We start from the raw sequence: 16,816 nt of genomic DNA, 5'->3' as shown, positions 1-16,816 counted from the left end.
TCTTATGGATCGCCCCCTGGACGAGGCGGCGTTCGTCGCCGCCCTCGACCGCGTCACGGCGGCCCATCCCGCGATGGACCCGCTGGAAGCCGGGCTGCTGGCGGCCCTCGACCTCGGCCTGCCCGGCGACAGCCGCGCCTTCGCCCGCACCTTCGCGGTGGAGCACGCCCTGGTGCTGCGCGCCGTGGCGGCGCTCGATGAGGCCGGCCACGTGACCGTCACGGCCCGCGATCCGCGCACCCAGCGGACGCGCTACAACCCCGCGGCGAGTTGATCGGCGCAGCGGCCCCGGCCCTCGTGGAGGCCCATCGCCTCGCGCGCGGCGCGATCCTCCGCCGACCGGTGCAGGGCGCGCGCGGTGTAGCGGGTACCCCCGCCCTCGGGCTCGAAGGCGATGAGGCCGGTGAAGAACGGCCTCTGGGTTACCAGAATGCTCGTCATTCGAGCGATCCGCGGAGCTTTCGATGACCCTCCGTCCTGGCGACCGCAACCAAGCGACCCAGTGCGGCACGCATTCCCGCGACGTGGCATTTTCTCAGAGCGTATTATCGACTGTTTGCCGGGGATGTATTGGCGGAAACACGAATGAAAGTCGAAACGTCTCGCTTTCGAAAGCTCTGGGTCTGCGATCTCTTTCCGCCGCGGGGCGGAGCCCTGCGCTCGGGGGCTCCGCCCCTGAACTTGGCCGAAGGACTTGCAGCCCTTTGGACACGCAAGATCTGGCGTTCTTGCGCGATCATGTTCGCATTGAGAGCCAAAAACACGCTCTCAGTTCCTTCGCTGCGCTGGCAATGACAGCGCTGGCTGTCCGACGGGAACCCGGCCTGAACCGGGCCCCCGCACGGGCAACCCTCACGCCCCGGCCCGGCGATAGGTGCCGCGGCCGGCAGCCTTGGCCCTGTACAGGGCCTGGTCGGCATTCCGGTAGATCACGTCGGCCTCGATCCCATCCGAGGGGACGAGAGCGACGCCGACGCTGACGCCGATCGAGACGTCCTGTCCATCGATGACGAAGGGTGTCTTGATCGCCTGGGTCAGGCGCTCGGCCAGGGCCGTGGCGTCGGCAGTCCGGCCCAGCCCGGTCTGGATCACCACGAACTCGTCGCCACCCAGGCGCGCCACCGTGTCCACGATCCGCACGCTGGCCTTCAGCCGCTCCGCCACGAGCCGCAGCAGCGCGTCGCCGGCGGCGTGACCGAGCGTGTCGTTGACGGCCTTGAAGCCGTCGAGATCGAGGCACAGCAGGGCGAAGGCCGGCGCCCCGCGCTTCACCAGGGCGATCTCCCGCAGGAAATGCTCCTGGAAGTGGGTCCGGTTACCGAGATCCGTCAGTGGATCGTGACGCGCGAGATGGGCGATCCGCTGCTCCGCCAGCTTGCGCGCCGTGACATCGAAGGTCAGGCCGACGACCCATTCCGCGTCGCCCCGGGCATCCCTCTCCACGCGACCCATGCCACAGACCCAGCGCGTCTCGCCATCGGGCAGGCAGATGCGGAATTCCGTCTCGAAGGGCCCCTTCGTCGCGATGGCGTGGCCGAGCGCGCTCAAGGTTTGGTCGGCATCGTCGGGATGCACCAGCGGTTTCCAGTCCCGCTCGACATCGATCTCGATCTCGGCCTCCCCGAGGCCGTGCTGACGGGCCATCTCGGCCGAGAGCAGAGCCCGCCCGGTGGCGACCCGATAGTGCCACGTGCCAGCCTGCGCGGCCGTCAGGGCAAGGTCGAGCAGCAGCGACTTCTCCGCGAGTTGCTGATGCATCACGCGGCTCTGCGTTTCCTGCCGGAGATCGGCGACGAGCCGGCGTTGCTGATCGAGCAGCGCGCGGGCGGCGCTCTCGGCGCCGACCAGTTGGCCGGTCACCGTCTGCATGACATGGATCAGCGCGATATCGATGCCGGCCACGATACCGAACAGCGCGAGGGCGGTCACGACCGAGCCGTCGATCGCGAAGGAATTCAGCGGCGGAATGAAGTAGTACCAGGCCGTCACGCCGGACAGGACCGCGCAGACAAGGCCGGCGCGGGCGCCCGAGACGAACGTCGACAGAATGACGGCCGGGAAAAAGGTGACGAACGGAAATCCCGGCGGCAGGGCCGGATGAACGGCTTTTCGCAACACGAACGAGACGAGGAAGGCCGCCGCGCCGACCAGAACACTGATGACGGGGTGCCGAAGCCGCCCGTTCGCCGACGCAACGGCTTTCAGGATGGCGCTCGCGTTCCAGCCGGACTGATGGACCTCAGTAGCAATAGCGGCAGAAGATTTCATCTTTCTAACTCAGCATATATTTAGCCTTCTTTCTGTTCATTTGCCTTATAGAAGGGTTTACGCTGGACATCACGAATTTGTGTCGGATATCGCCAACGATCGGGTTCCAGGCTGGCCCGCTGCCGACCCGTACGGGGTCCTTCGGCGGAACCGGGTCCGGATCGTCCGGGCTCGCGGTGGTGATGTCGATCGCATCCGGGGTGGCATCAGCCACGGAGGGTCAGGGAGGTTCCACCGGTGCCGCAGAACCGGCGCAGGGCCGTTGGGCGGAACCGGAACGCGGTAGGCACCCCGACCGGGCCACCGCGGATCGTGCGGTCTGCGCGGCCCCGAAGAGTCACCGGCAATCGGTGCGATGGCGGATCGTCCCGTGGAACGGCTCGGTCAGGCCTCGTTGCGAACCGCACCAGACAAGCATTCGCCGGTGAGCATGCCGACCCTTGCCAAATCGCTTGCCTCTACGGCGAATAGAGCGGCGCCCGGGCGGTTTTAAAGCGCTTCCCTCGAAGGTTCCGCTTGTTCTCCCGCGTGGGTTTGTCTTCAGCCATCACGCGATCTGTTTCGTTCGACACCTCGGGAGGGCGATGCCATGGGGCGAGATTTGCGCGCGCATACCTAAATGTCACACAGAAATGATAAGAAAGACTGCCGAACGGCGGCGATATTATATTTTTTAGGATAGATATTGTGACTGTTAGGTCCAGAATTTGTGCCCTATTGCTGACTGCTATCGCGCTGGGATTGTGCCCTGCTGCTCAGGCCCAGACGGATACCGGCGGATTCTCCACTGGAATTGGCGCGCCTGCGGATGCCATCCCAATCAATGTCTCGACGCTGGATGAACTGACCCGCGCCGTCACCAACAATGCCCACCGCATCGTGATCAATGGTCATATCTATGGTGGACCCAAGCTGAAAACGTTGACCTTTAGTGATAATAGCTGGGACAACACGACGATCGAGGGCGCTTCCGGCGGGAACGCCGTCTTGGAAAACATTCAGCTCAAATTTTCCGGGGAGAAATTGAGCGACGGTCGGAACATCAGCAATATCATCATCCGTGACATTACTTTCAGCGGCCGCATCAGCGACCTGCAGGCACTTCCCCCTCAGGTCAAGGGAACCTCGGACGATGCCGGGATCAATTATCTCGGTGTGTCGTTGCGCCGCGTGAGCAATGCATGGATCGATCATTGCACGTTCTACGACATCAGCGATGACTTGTTCAGCATCGGCCTGTCTTCGGACAAGATAACGGTGTCATACAATCATTTCTACTTCAGCGACAATTGGCTGACCATGCAGCCGGATCCGGTCTGGAATTGGGTCGGCACCTATAACGATTTGGCCGGTGAGCGCTTGGCGATGCTCGTCGGCATCAACAAGGATGATTCCTACGCTTATGGTGGCAATGCCTTGCATGTCACCATCCATCACAACTGGATCGGGCCCAACATGCGTGGGCGCCCGCTCCTCCGGGGCTGGGTGCATGCCTACAACAACTACTTCGATAACAGCACCGCTCCGGACGGATACAACAAGGGAACGGACGGAAAATCGTACCCGACGGTTCAATATAACGCCTTGCAGATCGGCAGCGGAAGCAACGTCGTATCCGAGTCGAACTATTTTTATAAGACGAAGAATAGCAATCAGATCGGATTAGACGCTGACGGTGATAATTACAGCTTCCGCGAGCGCAACAACGTCTATGAATCGACCACGGGAAAATCGGCGACCGGGACGAGCTTTACGGGCTCGCCGGTCAAGTACACCTACAAGCTCGATTCGGCGTCCTCGTTGTCGTCGCTCCAGAAGGGCTCGACCGGACCGCGTTGAATCGCCGGATCCGCCTCGGAGCCTGGCGACTTGGACGGGGTGACCTGATGGTGACCTGCCCGGCCGCCGAGCCGGAGCGCTGCTCGAGCCCCGATCTCAGGCCAACCAGCGCCGTTCCCGGTCACGGTTCGATCGGGAACGGCGCCCCGTCTCCGACTTCGAACCCGCGCTCTCGCCGAGCCGGTACCGCTCTCGGCGGCGCCGGCTCGAACGGCGCATCCTCAGAACCCCTTGGCCTTGATCGCCTCGGACCAGGTCACGGCGCGGCGGTTCACGCCGAGATGCTGACGCTCGTAGAGGCGGCCTTCGAGCTTGATCGCTCCGCGCTTGGCGTATTCCGGGCGCTCGAACGCCTCGATCACCAGCTTGGCCCGGCGCACCTCCTCCTCGGTCGGGGCGAACGAGGCGTTGGCCGGCTCCAGCTGGGTCGGGTGGATCAGGGTCTTGCCGTCGAAGCCGAGGTCGCGGGCCTGGCGGCACTCGTCGCGGCAGCCCTCGGTGTCGGCGATGTCGTTGTAGACGCCGTCGAGGATCGCCAGGCCCTCGGCCCGGGCGGCGGCGAGCGCCATCATCATCCAGGGCAGCATCGGCACCCGGCCGGGGACGATCTTGGCCCAGGTGTCCTTGGCGAGGTCGTTGGTGCCGAGCACCAGGCAGGTCAGGCGCTTGCGCGGATCGCGCCTGGCGCGGGCGATCTCCTGGATGTTGAGGATCGAGGCGGGCGTCTCGATCATCGCCCAGACGGCGATGCCCTCCGGGGCGTCGAGGGATTCGAGCCGGTCGGCGATGCTCTCCAGCACCGCCGGGGACGAGACCTTCGGCATCAGGATCGCGTCGGGCTTGGCCTCGATCGCGGCGTGGAGATCGGCCTCGCCCCAGGGGGTCTGGGGGGCGTTGACCCGGATCACCAGCTCCCGGCTGCCGTATGTGCCGCTCTTGACCGCGGCGCAGACCTGCTCCCGGGCGATCTCCTTCTCCTCCGGGCCGACCGCATCCTCGAGGTCGAGGATGATGCTGTCCACCGGCAGGGTCTTGGCCTTGTCGAGCGCCCGCTGGTTCGAGCCGGGCATGTAGAGCACGCTCCGGCGCAGGCGCAGGTCGGTCGTCGTGGCCATGGGCATCTCCCGGGTGCGGCCGCTCCACGGCCGGTCTTCGTTGCGCTGCACCCTAAAGCATGGCGTCGCGCAGGCCACACCTTCGATCGCGCGATCGGTGAGTCCCTGCGACGTTTGATACTGGTGGCGGCCGCACCGTATCCGGCCGCGCTTTGGTCATGTTCTCACGGATATAGGCGGCCCGGGTCCGATCCTTGGATCCCGGGATCCGAATACCATGCGCCTGTTCTCGACCGCCTTCGTCCTGGCCGCCCTGGCCCTGGCCGGGGCGCCCGGTCCCGCCCGGGCCCAGAGCCGGAACACCCTCGGGGTCGGCTCCGGCGCCGTGGCCGGTGCCCTGGTCGGCGGTCCGATCGGGGCGGTGGCGGGCGCCGTGGTCGGCGGCTTCGTCGGCCACTCGACCGAGCGCGGCCGCCGCCATGTCCGCCGGAGCCGGCACTACGGCAGCCTCCGCCGGGCGCCGCAGCGTCGGGCCGAGGCCGAGCTGCCGCGGACCACCGGGACGGTCGCCCGGACCGCGCCGCCGGCCGCCACGGCCTGGAAGGATCCGCACTGAGCCGGCCCGCGGATCCCAACCGCAAATCTTCGCGGTATCACTGAGGCTTTTTGCGCCCTGGCTCACCACGCGCGGGCTATTCGCGTTATGACGCCGGAATCGCGTCCATAGACCGCGCGGGACTCTGAAACGTCTTCCGGGCCAAACCCGGAAACGCGATCGCCTGGAACAGGCCCCGCGCGCCCAGGAAGGCCACGAAGGCCAGCCACAGGCCGGTATTGCCGAGGCCCAGGACCTGGACCAGCGCCAGCACAAAGCCGTAGGCGGCGAGCGCACCCGCCATCAGGTTGCGCATCGCCCGGGTCCAGGTGGCGCCGACATAGATCCCGTCATAGGCGAACGGCGCGGCGGCCGCGAGCGGCGCCAGGGCGGCGAGCGGCAGATAGGCTCTGGCGGTCTCGCGCACCGGCTCGCTGGTGGTGACGAAGTCGACGAAGCCTGCCCCGCCCGCGTAGGCGATCAGGCTGACCCCGATCCCGAAGCCCAGGCACCAGCGCAGACTCAAGCTGGAGGCCCTCCGGAACGCTTCGGCGTTTTGAGCGCCAACCGCTTGTCCGCACAGCGTTTCCGCCGCCGTGGCGAAGCCGTCGAGGAAGAACCCGCCGATCAGGAACAGATTCCACAGGACGGAATTGGCCGCCAGCACCACGTCGCCCTGCCGGGCGCCCAAGGCCGAGAACAGCACGATGGCGGTGATCAGCGCCAGGGTGCGCAGGATCACGTCGAGGTTGACGCTGAGCGTGCGGCGCAAAGCGGCGGCGTCCCGGAGGTCGCGCAGGGGCACCCGGAACGGGCGCGAGCCGAGCCGCGCCAGCACGATCAGCCCGAGGCCGAGCCCGGCCACCTCCGCGCACAAGGCCGCCAGCGCCGCGCCGGCGAGCCCCAATCCGAGGCCGAGGACGAAGGTGAGCGTCAGCCCGACATTGACCAGGTTGATCGCCACCTGAAGCAGCAGGCCGAGGTCGGTCCGCCCCCGCCCCACCACCGAGCCGAGCACGCCGTAGCTCGCCAGCACGAACGGGGCGGACAGGATGCGGATGTGGAAGTAGGTGGCGAGGCCGGCGATCACCGCCGCGCTCGCGCCGCTCACCGCGAACGCGGCCTCGGCGATCGGCCACTGCAGCGCGACGAGGCTCAGGCCGATCACGGCGCCGGCCGCCAGCGCCCGGGCCAGGATGCGGTCGACCTCGGCGACATCCCGCGCCCCGACCGCCTGGGCGGTCAGGCCCGCGGTCGCCATGCGGAGCGCCCCGAAGGACCAGAAGATCACGTCGAAGATCACGGACCCCAGCGCCACCGCGCCGAGCAGGGCCGCGTCACCGAGCCGTCCGATCACGGCCGCGCCGACGAAGCCGAGCATCGGCGTCGTGACGTTGGCCAGCGTCATCGGCAGGGCCAGAGCCAGCACGCGGCGATGCGTCGGCAGGACCGGTGAGCCGGCAGGCGGATGCGTCATGCCGCGGCCTAAACGGATGCGAACGATTCGTGAACCGGTCGGTCAGCGCGAGGCGGCGAACAGGCGCGAGATCAGCCAGAGCGGGATGACCACGACCGCACCCGCGACGATCCAGCCGCCGAAATCGTGCAGCGACGCCAGGCCGATTTCCAGGAGCGCCCGGGCCGAATCGTAGATGCGCCAGAACAGCCGGCCCGGCGTCAGGCCGAGCATCGACATGAAGGCGCCGACCAGCACCGACAGGAACAGCAGGCGCAGGAACACCCCGGCGGGCGAGCCGCCGAGGAATCGGCGCAGCGCCGAGGCGCGCGGCGGGTAGACCTCAGCACCATAGGCGCTGTCCGGCGGCGGGGCACCGTGCCGGCGCCGGTCGTGATCGACGAGCATCGCGTCCTCATGAAACAAGAGGGTGTCCGGATCGGCGACGAAACGGGCGGAACCGTGGCCGGTGCACCACACCGCGTCGAAACCGGATCCCGGATCAAACGTTAGCGGGTTTCACCCACGGACCCGAGATGGCAAGCGAGACCCGTCCCGCCAAGATGCCGGGAATGGCCGCGGGACAGCGCCGACGGGGACGAGACCCAGCATGATCGACCACGCCTTGTTCGACCCGGCGACGATCGATCCCGAGACGCTTCGGCTCAATGCCGAGATCGTCGCGGCGCACGCCGCCCTGCCCGATCCCTGGTCGCTGCCGATCGAGGAGGTGCGCGCCCGCCGCCGCGCCGGGACCAAGGCCGCGCCGGCGATGCCGCACAGCGCCCGGGCCGAGTGGCTGACGATCGAGGGTCCCGGCGGTCCGCTCAAGCTCCGGGTGATCCGCCCGAAGGCCAGCGCGAAGCTGCGCGGCGCCTATCTGCACATCCACCGGGGTGGCTGGGTCTGGGGCGCAGCCGACGAGCAGGACCCGTGGCTGGAGCGCATCGCCGATGCCTGCGGGTTCGTGGTGCTGTCGGTGGAGTACCGGCTTGCCCCAGAACATCCCTACCCCGCCGCCCTGCAGGATTGCGAGGCTGCGGCGCTGTGGCTCGCGGGGCCAGGTCGGGCCGAGTTCGGCATTCACGCACTGACGATCGGCGGCGAGTCGGTCGGCGCCCACCTCGCCGTGATGGTGCTGCTGCGCCTGCGCGACCTGCACAATCAGCCGCGGGCGTTCCGCGGCGCCAATCTCAATGCCGGCTTCTACGATCTCGGCCTCACCCCCTCGGTGCGCAACTGGGGCGACGAGCGCCTCGTGGTAAACACCCTCGACCTCACCAAATTCGCGGACGGCTACGTCCGCGAGGGGATCGACCGGCGCCGCCCGGACGTGTCGCCGATCTATGCCGAGCTGAAGGGTCTGCCGCCGGCCTTGTTCACCATCGGCACCGCCGACCCGCTGCTGGATGACACGCTCTACATGTCGGCGCGCTGGGCGGCGGCCGGCAATGGCGGCCACACCGCGATCTATCCCGGCGGCTGCCACGTCTTCGCCCGCTATCCCGGCTCGATGAGCGAGCGCGCCCTGGAACTGATCGACCGCTTCCTGATGGCCCTGGCCTGAGCGACGCACACGAGATCCTGCCGCCGGCCTTCCGGGCGTGGTTTGCCGCGCGTGGCTGGACGCCCCGGCCGCACCAGCTCGACCTGCTGCGGATCGTCCGCGCCGGCCGCTCGGCCCTGCTGGTGGCGCCGACCGGGGCCGGTAAGACGCTCGCGGGTTTCTTGCCGAGCCTGGTCGCCCTGTCGGAGCGGGCGGCCGCCAAACCCGCATCCAAGACCTCGACGGGGCTGCACACCCTCTACGTCTCGCCACTAAAGGCGCTGGCGGTCGACATCGCCCGCAACCTCGACGCGCCGATCGCCCAGATGGGCCTACCCGTGCGGGTCGAGACCCGGACCGGCGACACGCCCGCGCACAAGCGCACCCGCCAGATCAGCCGCCCGCCCGACATCCTGCTGACCACGCCCGAGCAACTGGCGCTGCTGATCGCCCATCGCGACGCCGCCGAATTCTTCTCCGGTCTGCGCTGCGTCATCCTCGACGAGCTGCACGCCCTGGTGACCTCGAAGCGCGGCGACCTGCTCTCCCTGGCGCTCGCCCGGCTGCATCGGCTCAGCCCGGACCTGGCGGCGATCGGGCTGTCCGCGACGGTCCGAGAGCCCGATGAGTTGCGGAAGTATCTGGTGCCGCAGGTGCTGAGTCCCCCCTCAGCGGGAGGTCGGATTCACACATCTCCGAACGAGGCTCAGGTCCCCTCTCCCGAGCGGGAGAGGGGGCGCGTCGCGGTCTCGGCACTCGATGAGGTCACCGACCCGACCCGCGCACTCCTCCCACCCTCCCCCGCAATGGGGGGAGGGAAAAAAAGACAGCCCCCCATGGCCGACCTCGTCACCGTCCGGGGCGGTGCCAAGGCAGACCTGCGCATGCTCGATCTCGGCCGGTCGCTGCCGATCTCGGGGCACACCGCCTGGCACTCGATGCCGGCGATCTACGACCTGATCCGCGCGCACCGCACGACCCTGATTTTCGTCAACACAAGGCTTCAAGCCGAATACACCTTCCAGGAGCTGTGGCGGCTCAACGACGATGCGCTGCCGATCGCGATCCATCACGGGTCGCTGGACGCGCAGCAGCGCCGCCGGGTCGAGGCCGCCATGGCGGCGGGCCAGCTGCGGGCGATCGTCTGCACCGCCACCCTCGATCTCGGCATCGACTGGGGCGACGTCGATCTCGTGGTCAATGTCGGGGCGCCCAAGGGCGCGAGCCGGATCATGCAGCGGATCGGCCGGGCCAACCACCGCATGGATGAGCCCTCGAAGGCCTATCTGGTGCCCGGCAACCGCTTCGAGATGCTGGAATGCCAAGCGGCCCTCGACGCCGTCGAGGAGGCCGCGCAGGATACCCCCGACGCGCGTCTCGGCGCCCTTGACGTGCTCGCCCAGCACGTGCTCGGCATGGCCTGCGCCGACGCCTTCGACCCTCTCGGTCTCTACGACGAGATCGTCTCCGCCTCGCCCTACGCGGAGCTGACCTGGGAATCGTTCGAGCAGGTCGTCGATTACGTGGCGACCGGCGGCTACGCGCTGCGGGCCTACGAGCGCTTCGCCAAGATCCTCCGCGGCCCAGACGGGCTGTGGCGGGTGCGCGATGCCCGCACCGCCCAGGCCTACCGGATGAATGTCGGCACCATCGTCGAGGCGGCGCGGGTGCGGGTGCGGCTCGGCCGGACGCTGCGGAGCAAGCCCGGCACGGTCCTGCCGAAGGGCGGCCGGGTGCTGGGCGAGATCGAGGACGAGTTCGCCGACACGCTGACCATCGGCGACACCTTCCTGTTCGCGGGCGAAACCCTGCGCTTCGAGGGGCTCGCCGAGGACGAGGCCCTGGTGACGCGCGCGCCGCTCGGCACCGATCCGGCGATCCCCTCCTATGCCGGCGCGAAATTCCCGCTCTCGACCTTTCTGGCGGAGCGCGTCCGGGCGATCATCGCCGACCCATTCGAATGGGATCGCCTGCCGAAGCAGATCGGCGAGTACCTGCAGCAGCAGCGCCGCCGCTCGGTCCTGCCGGGCGAACGCGACCTGCTGGTCGAGACCTTTCCGCGGGGCAAGCGCCATTATCTCACCGCCTTCCCGTTCGAGGGACGGCTCGCACACCAGACGCTCGGCATGCTGCTCACGCGACGGCTGGAGCGGGACGGCCTGCGCCCGCTGGGCTTCGCGGCGAACGATTACGGCATCGCGATCTGGACCACCCGGGACGTCTCCGAGCGGGCCGCACGCGATCCCGACTTCATCGGCGACCTGTTCGCGGTCGATATGCTGGGCGACGACCTGGAGGCCTGGCTCGACGAATCGGCGATGATGAAACGCACCTTCCGGCAGTGCGCGGTGATCGCCGGTTTGATCGAGCGCCATCATCCGGGCCTCAAGAAGTCCGGCCGGCAGGTCACGATCTCCACCGACCTGATCTACGACGTGCTGCGCAAGCACCAGCCCGACCACCTCCTGCTCCGGGCGGCGCGGCAGGATGCGGCAACCGGACTCCTCGACGTGAGGCGCCTCGGCATGATGCTAGAGCGCATCCAAGGGCGAATCATCCACAGGGCTCTCGATCGGGTCTCGCCGCTCTCCGTCTCCGTCATGCTCGAGATCGGGCGCGAGCGGGTCTACGGCGAGGGGGCCGACGAGATCCTGGCCGAGGCCGAGGCCGAGCTTCTTCAGGAGGCTCTGTCCTGACCGGCGATCCGCCCTCCCCCTTTGAGACCGAGGATGCGATCTTGGCAGCCGGCCTGAGACTCGAGAAGACTCACAAGCACCCGACCCTGCTGCTCGCGGGCGAGACCCTGTTGCTCGATCTCTGCGGCGGCGTGTGGCTGCCGGAGCATCGCACCCTGATCGTGTCCGATCTCCACCTGGAGAAGGGCTCGTCCTACGCCGCCCGCACCGGCCAGTTCCTGCCGCCCTACGACACCCGCGAGACCCTGGCCTGCCTGCACGAGGCGGTGATCCGGCACGATCCGGCCCGCGTGGTCGCGCTCGGCGATTCCTTCCACGATCACCGGGGGCCGGAGCGGATGGAGCCCGGCGACCGGGCCATGGTGGCGGCCCTGCAGGAGGGCCGGGACTGGGTCTGGATCGCCGGCAATCACGATGCGGCGGTCAGCGAGGGCGTCGGCGGCCGCTACGCCGATGCGCTGTCCCTCGGCGGCCTCGTCCTGCGCCACGAGCCGAGCCCCGAACCCGTGCCCGGCGAGATCGCCGGCCATCTCCATCCCTGCGGCAAGGTGGCGATGCGCGGCCGGGCGGTCCGCCGGCGCTGCTTCGTCACCGACGGCATCCGCCTGGTGATGCCGGCCTTCGGCGCCTATGCGGGCGGGCTGAACGTCCGCGACCGTGCGATCGAGGGCCTGTTTCCGAACGGGTTCACGGCCCACCTCCTCGGGGACGGACGGGTTTTCTCCATCGGCCGGGCGCAGCTCGCCCGGGATTGAACGGCCGTCAGCGGTAGAACGTGTAACTTGCCGTATAGGGCACCCGCGCGGTCTCGCCGGGTGTGCATCCGCCCGCCGGCTTCTCCCCTCCAGCCGTGTCACTGCGCAGGACGTAGCGCGTCCCGGCGAACACGCCGGACCCGGTCGCTTGGCCCGCGAGCAGCAGCCACGCCACGGCGTGGGGCTCGGGCGCCGGTGCCTGATCGATGACCAATCCGACGACCCGGGAGCCGTCCTGCGCTTCCCAGGTCGGTCCCTCGAAATGGCGGCCGACGACGTGTCCTTCCGCCTGGGATAGTTCGGCCTCGGGCTTGGCCGCACCCCAGGCCGGATCTCCCTCCACGGCCATGCAGGAATAGATCTGCACGCCCCGAGCAGCGAGGCTGACGATCGGCGCGCTCCCGGGCGGCGGCCCGAGCCGCGCGGGTTCGGCGGCGCAAGCCTGTGCGTGACACGCGAGGGCGACGAGGGCGGGCTGCCAGGCTTTGTCGAGGAGGTAGGGGATCGGGTCAGCTCCATCTGGATGGATCGAAACCCCCAATACGGGGGAAACCGCGCGCGCGTTTCACGCCGCTGCTTCCCGTGTTTCACATCAGGCGGACTTCATGAACCGCTGGACGCTCTCCGACAGGTCCGACGAATGGCCGGCCAAGCTCTCGGCGACGCTCAGAACGGCTTCGGCGAGCTGACCGGTGGCGTTGGCAGCCTGCGAGACGCCGCCGATATTGCCGGACATCTCGTGGGTCGAGACCGCCTGCTCCTCGACGGCGCTCGCCATCGCCAGGGTCAGGTTCGAGAGCTCGGCGACGGCGGCCGTGATCTTCTCGATCGCCCCGACCGCCTCGCCGGTTGCACTTTGGATCGCCGCGACCTGCTGGGTGATGTCGCCAGTCGCCTTGGCAGTCTGCTCAGCCAGGGCCTTGACCTCGCTGGCCACCACCGCGAAGCCCCGTCCGGCGGCGCCGGCGCGGGCGGCCTCGATCGTGGCGTTCAGCGCGAGCAGGTTGGTCTGCCCGGCGATCGACTTGATCATGCCGACGACCGCATCGACCTCACGAGCGTTCTCCGCCAGCCGCCGCATCGTCGCGTCCGTGGTCTCGGCCTGGACCGCGATCTGCCGGGCGCGCTCCGAGACTCGTCCGACCTGGCCGGAAATCTCCTGGATGGCGCTGTTCATCTGTTCGGAATTAACCGCGACAGACGACGCCTTCTGCCGAGCGGCATCGGCCGATTGCGTCAGCCCCTCGGCCGAGTGCTGCATCTCGCGGATCGCCGATCCGACGGCGTCGACCACGCGGGTCACGTCGGTCGCCATATTCACCTGCGCGGACACCACAGCCCAGGTCAGCATCGGGCCGATATAATTGCCCTTCCGGTCGTTGACCGCGGTGACCTGGAGGTCGAGCGTCTCCGGGCCGACCTTGATCTTGGTCCGATGCGGCAGCCGGCTCGCATCCGAGAGCATGTTACGCTGATGGTGCGGGTTCTTGTGAAACACGTCGAACGAATGGTCGAGCATCTGGTCGACCTTGATCGGCAGATGCTGCTCCAGTGGCCCGAGGGTCTTGCGCGAGGTCGTATTCAGGTAGTTGATCTTGAAATCGTTGCGCGGATCGGCGGTCATGACGGCGACCGGCATGTTCTCGATCATCGACATCAAACGATCGATCTCGTTCTTCTTAGTCGAGATGTCGGAGGCGAACTTGACCACCTTCACCGGCCGGCCGCGAGCGTCGAGGACGGGATTGTAGGTCGCCTCCAGCCAGACCTCGGCGCCATCCTTGCCCAGGCGCAGGAACTCGCCGGTAACGTGCTGGCCGTCCTTCAGCTTCGTCCAGAATTCCGCGTATTCGGCACTCTGGACATAGGCCGGATCGACGAAGATGCGGTGATGTTTGTTTCGTACGTCCGCAAGGGAGTACTTCATCAAGTTCAGAAAATTCCGGTTGGCGTCGAGGACCTGACCGTCCATCGAGAATTCGATAATCGCCAGGGACCGATCCAGGGCGTTCAGCTTGGCCCGTGAATCGCTGTAGACGGATTTCTTGAACATTTCAGTGCTCGCCCTGCTCAATAGAGAACGTAGCCGAAACGGAGTTAATTTTTATCTAATTTGGACGGTTCGATACAAAGTTGGGCATCATCAAATGCCGAAAAAGAAATATATCTTAATGGTCCGATCTTTAGTCTGTACTCGATTAAAAATAAAGCCGGTTAATGCCATTCGTTGTTGTATTTGCAGCCGAATATCAGAACCAGCCACGTATACGAAAATACACGATCGGCGCCAGCGCGCTGAACAAAATCAGGCCGAGGGCGTAGGGATAGCCGTAGGCCCAATCCAGTTCCGGCATGTGCTTGAAGTTCATGCCGTACATCGAGGCGATCAGCGTCGGCGGCACGCCCACCACGGACACGACCGTGAGCACCCGGAAGACGTTGTTCTGCTCGATGTTGATCAGCCCGAGCGCCGCATCGAGGAGGAACTGGACGTTCTCCGCGAGCCGCGTCTCGAACTCGTCGAGGGAGTCGATATCCCGCCGGATCGTCTCGAAGCGTCCGTCCTCCGGCAGCCCCAGGCCGTCGCAGGCGGCCGACACGAATGGAACGATCCGTTCCAGGCCGAGCAGGCTGGCGCGAATCTTTCCCAACACCTTTCCGCGGTTGCTGATGCCGCGCAGGATCCGCCGCAGCGCCAAGTCGCGGCGGCGCGGCGGCGGGCTCTCCAGCCGCCGCCGGTTCGCGCCGCGCACGTCGAAGTCGAAGATCCGGGTGGAGAGCTGGTCGAGTTCGGAGGCCATGTCCTCCAGGGCGTCGGCGAGGCTGTCGACCAACTCCTCCAGGATCACCAGGAAGATCTCGCTCGGGGCCACGCTGCCGTCGCCGTCGGCGATCCGCTTCTCGGAAGAGCCGATCGCGCGCAGATCGTGGAACCGGATGGTGACGAGGTGGTCCTTCGATAGGAGGAAACCAAGTGGCTTCAGCTGCGATTCGCTGCTCTCGAAGGTGATCATCGGCGTCGAGAGCGATAGCCCACCCTTCACCCGCCGCAGCCGGCTGGAGGATTCGACCTCCGACAGAGCCGCCCGAGACGGCACCCGCAGGCCGGTCGCGGTTTCCACGGCTGCGGCCTCCTCGGGTGTCGGATCGTTGAGGTCGAGCCAGACGGCGTTGCCGGGGATCGGGCCGCCCGGGTCGAGCGTCACCGCGCCCTCAGGTCCGTGCAGGCTCAGCATGGGCGCGCGTCATCCATGGGGGGAGAATGGGGTCGATCCCCCGTCATCGCACCGTCGCGCGGGGGTGCGACAGCCTTGACTCGAAACCGCGCGAGGGCTATCTCGCCGCCGTCATTGGCACTCGCCAAGACAGAGTGCTAATAGTCCGGCTCGGAGGCGGCCTCGCCGGCCGCATCAACGCCAACTGCAGACTTGAAGCAAGAGGGCAGCTCATGAAGTTCCGTCCGCTGCACGACCGCGTGGTCGTCCGTCGCATCGAGAGCGAGGAGAAGACCAAGGGCGGCATCATCATCCCGGATACCGCCAAGGAGAAGCCGCAAGAGGGCGAGATCGTCGCCGTCGGGCCCGGCGCGCGCGACGAGCAGGGCCGCGTCAACGCGCTCGACGTCAAGGCCGGCGACCGCGTCCTGTTCGGCAAGTGGTCCGGCACCGAGGTCAAGATCGACGGTCAGGACCTCCTCATCATGAAGGAATCCGACATCATGGGCGTCGTCGCCCTCTGATCGGCTTCCCCGTCCCAGCCCTTTGAGGCCGTCCGAGGCCTTGGGGTTCAATCCAACCACAAGAGGCAAACCATGGCAGCGAAAGACGTTCGTTTCTCCGCCGACGCCCGCGATAAGATGCTGCGCGGCGTCGACATCCTCGCCGACGCGGTGAAGGTGACGCTCGGTCCCAAGGGCCGCAACGTCGTGATCGAGAAGAGCTTCGGCGCCCCCCGCATCACCAAGGACGGTGTGACGGTCGCCAAGGAGATCGAGCTCGCCGACAAGTTCGAGAACATGGGCGCCCAGATGGTGCGCGAAGTGGCCTCGAAGACCAACGACATCGCCGGTGACGGCACCACCACGGCTACCGTGCTGGCCCAGGCCATCGTCCGCGAGGGCGCCAAGTACGTCGCCGCCGGCATCAACCCGATGGACCTGAAGCGCGGCATCGACCTCGCCACCGCCGCTGCGGTGAAGGACATCGTCGCCCGCGCCAAGAAGGTCTCGACCTCCGACGAGGTCGCTCAGGTCGGCACGATCTCCGCCAACGGCGACAAGGAGATCGGCGAGATGATCGCCCACGCCATGCAGAAGGTCGGCAACGAGGGTGTCATCACGGTCGAGGAGGCCAAGACCGCCGAGACCGAGCTCGACGTCGTCGAGGGCATGCAGTTCGATCGTGGCTACCTGTCCCCGTACTTCATCACCAACGCGGAGAAGATGGTCGCCGAGCTGGAAGACCCCTACATCCTGATCCACGAGAAGAAGCTGTCGTCGCTGCAGGCGATGCTGCCGGTGCTCGAGGCCGTGGTCCAGACCGGCAAGCCGCTGCTGATCATCGCCGAGGACATCGAGGGCGAGGCCCTGGCCACACTGGTGGTGAAC

At 67.2% G+C, this 16,816-nt stretch carries 16 protein-coding genes; 8 read left to right on the top strand and 8 right to left on the bottom strand.

Annotation, left to right across the window (positions count from 1 at the left end; all coding sequences use genetic code 11):
• The first annotated feature begins 4 nt into the window (after positions 1–4).
• Entirely contained in the window at positions 5–274 is a 270-nt protein-coding gene (locus tag MKL11_RS08145) for a hypothetical protein (RefSeq protein ID WP_243942040.1), read from the top strand.
• Here MKL11_RS08145 and MKL11_RS08140 read toward each other — a convergent pair.
• Positions 253–441 (bottom strand): SRPBCC domain-containing protein, encoded by a 189-nt coding sequence (locus MKL11_RS08140; RefSeq protein WP_243942038.1) that lies wholly within the window; start codon positions 439–441, stop codon positions 253–255. The two genes, MKL11_RS08145 and MKL11_RS08140, sit on opposite strands and share 22 nt — an antisense overlap.
• A 411-nt stretch (positions 442–852) precedes the next feature.
• Positions 853–2,268 (bottom strand): diguanylate cyclase domain-containing protein, encoded by a 1,416-nt coding sequence (locus MKL11_RS08135; RefSeq protein WP_243942036.1) that lies wholly within the window; start codon positions 2,266–2,268, stop codon positions 853–855.
• A 717-nt stretch (positions 2,269–2,985) separates the two neighbouring features.
• Here MKL11_RS08135 and MKL11_RS08130 point away from each other — a divergent pair.
• Positions 2,986–4,107 (top strand): hypothetical protein, encoded by a 1,122-nt coding sequence (locus tag MKL11_RS08130; RefSeq protein WP_243942035.1) that lies wholly within the window; start codon positions 2,986–2,988, stop codon positions 4,105–4,107.
• 221 nt (positions 4,108–4,328) lie between these two features.
• On the opposite strand, the gene MKL11_RS08125 is transcribed toward MKL11_RS08130, so the two are convergent.
• On the bottom strand, positions 4,329–5,222 hold the full coding sequence (locus tag MKL11_RS08125) for an HpcH/HpaI aldolase/citrate lyase family protein (protein ID WP_243942033.1): 894 nt from the start codon (positions 5,220–5,222) through the stop codon (positions 4,329–4,331).
• A gap of 217 nt (positions 5,223–5,439) precedes the next feature.
• Here MKL11_RS08125 and MKL11_RS08120 point away from each other — a divergent pair, with 217 nt between their 5' ends.
• Positions 5,440–5,778 (top strand): hypothetical protein, encoded by a 339-nt coding sequence (locus MKL11_RS08120; RefSeq protein WP_243942031.1) that lies wholly within the window; start codon positions 5,440–5,442, stop codon positions 5,776–5,778.
• An 85-nt stretch (positions 5,779–5,863) separates the two neighbouring features.
• Here MKL11_RS08120 and MKL11_RS08115 read toward each other — a convergent pair whose 3' ends face one another.
• Together MKL11_RS08115 and MKL11_RS08110 are read right to left on the bottom strand one after the other, a co-directional pair.
• Positions 5,864–7,234 (bottom strand): MATE family efflux transporter, encoded by a 1,371-nt coding sequence (locus tag MKL11_RS08115; protein WP_243942029.1) that lies wholly within the window; start codon positions 7,232–7,234, stop codon positions 5,864–5,866.
• A 42-nt stretch (positions 7,235–7,276) separates the two neighbouring features.
• Complete coding sequence (locus MKL11_RS08110; protein ID WP_243942027.1) at positions 7,277–7,621, bottom strand: DUF6460 domain-containing protein; 345 nt, start codon at positions 7,619–7,621, stop codon at positions 7,277–7,279.
• Positions 7,622–7,823: 202 nt separating this feature from the next.
• Here MKL11_RS08110 and MKL11_RS08105 point away from each other — a divergent pair, with 202 nt between their 5' ends.
• Genes MKL11_RS08105 through pdeM form a run of 3 tightly spaced genes read left to right on the top strand, consistent with a single transcriptional unit; the run spans position 7,824 to position 12,210 of the window.
• Positions 7,824–8,780: an alpha/beta hydrolase gene (locus MKL11_RS08105; RefSeq protein WP_243942025.1), complete on the top strand. Its 957-nt coding sequence runs from the start codon at positions 7,824–7,826 to the stop codon at positions 8,778–8,780.
• Positions 8,777–11,455 carry a ligase-associated DNA damage response DEXH box helicase gene (locus tag MKL11_RS08100; protein ID WP_243942070.1) on the top strand — a complete coding sequence of 893 codons (2,679 nt, stop codon included), beginning with the start codon at positions 8,777–8,779 and terminating at the stop codon, positions 11,453–11,455. The genes MKL11_RS08105 and MKL11_RS08100 overlap by 4 nt, the downstream gene beginning before the upstream one ends.
• A 41-nt stretch (positions 11,456–11,496) precedes the next feature.
• Positions 11,497–12,210, top strand: a complete 714-nt coding sequence (gene pdeM / locus MKL11_RS08095; RefSeq protein WP_243942023.1) for a ligase-associated DNA damage response endonuclease PdeM — start codon at positions 11,497–11,499, stop codon at positions 12,208–12,210.
• 7 nt (positions 12,211–12,217) lie between these two features.
• On the opposite strand, the gene MKL11_RS33065 is transcribed toward pdeM, so the two are convergent.
• The 3 genes from MKL11_RS33065 to MKL11_RS08080 all read right to left on the bottom strand — a co-directional run bounded on the left by MKL11_RS33065 (position 12,218) and on the right by MKL11_RS08080 (position 15,446).
• Positions 12,218–12,751, bottom strand: a complete 534-nt coding sequence (locus MKL11_RS33065) for a DUF3455 domain-containing protein (RefSeq protein ID WP_279600355.1) — start codon at positions 12,749–12,751, stop codon at positions 12,218–12,220.
• 51 nt (positions 12,752–12,802) lie between these two features.
• The gene (locus MKL11_RS08085; protein ID WP_243942019.1) at positions 12,803–14,263 is read right to left on the bottom strand and encodes a methyl-accepting chemotaxis protein; all 1,461 of its coding nucleotides are present in this window, start codon (positions 14,261–14,263) and stop codon (positions 12,803–12,805) included.
• Between the two features lie 196 nt (positions 14,264–14,459).
• On the bottom strand, positions 14,460–15,446 hold the full coding sequence (locus tag MKL11_RS08080; protein ID WP_243942017.1) for a CorA family divalent cation transporter: 987 nt from the start codon (positions 15,444–15,446) through the stop codon (positions 14,460–14,462).
• A 212-nt stretch (positions 15,447–15,658) separates the two neighbouring features.
• Here MKL11_RS08080 and groES point away from each other — a divergent pair, with 212 nt between their 5' ends.
• The gene (gene groES / locus MKL11_RS08075) at positions 15,659–15,949 is read left to right on the top strand and encodes a co-chaperone GroES (RefSeq protein ID WP_007567860.1); all 291 of its coding nucleotides are present in this window, start codon (positions 15,659–15,661) and stop codon (positions 15,947–15,949) included.
• A 72-nt stretch (positions 15,950–16,021) separates the two neighbouring features.
• The coding region (gene groEL / locus MKL11_RS08070) for a chaperonin GroEL (protein ID WP_243942015.1) at positions 16,022–16,816 on the top strand (795 nt) is incomplete at its 3' end.

It is taken from the genome of Methylobacterium sp. J-077, assembly GCF_022829365.1.
Classification (GTDB): Bacteria; Pseudomonadota; Alphaproteobacteria; order Rhizobiales; family Beijerinckiaceae; genus Methylobacterium.
This window is presented reverse-complemented; position numbering and strand designations above follow the sequence as displayed.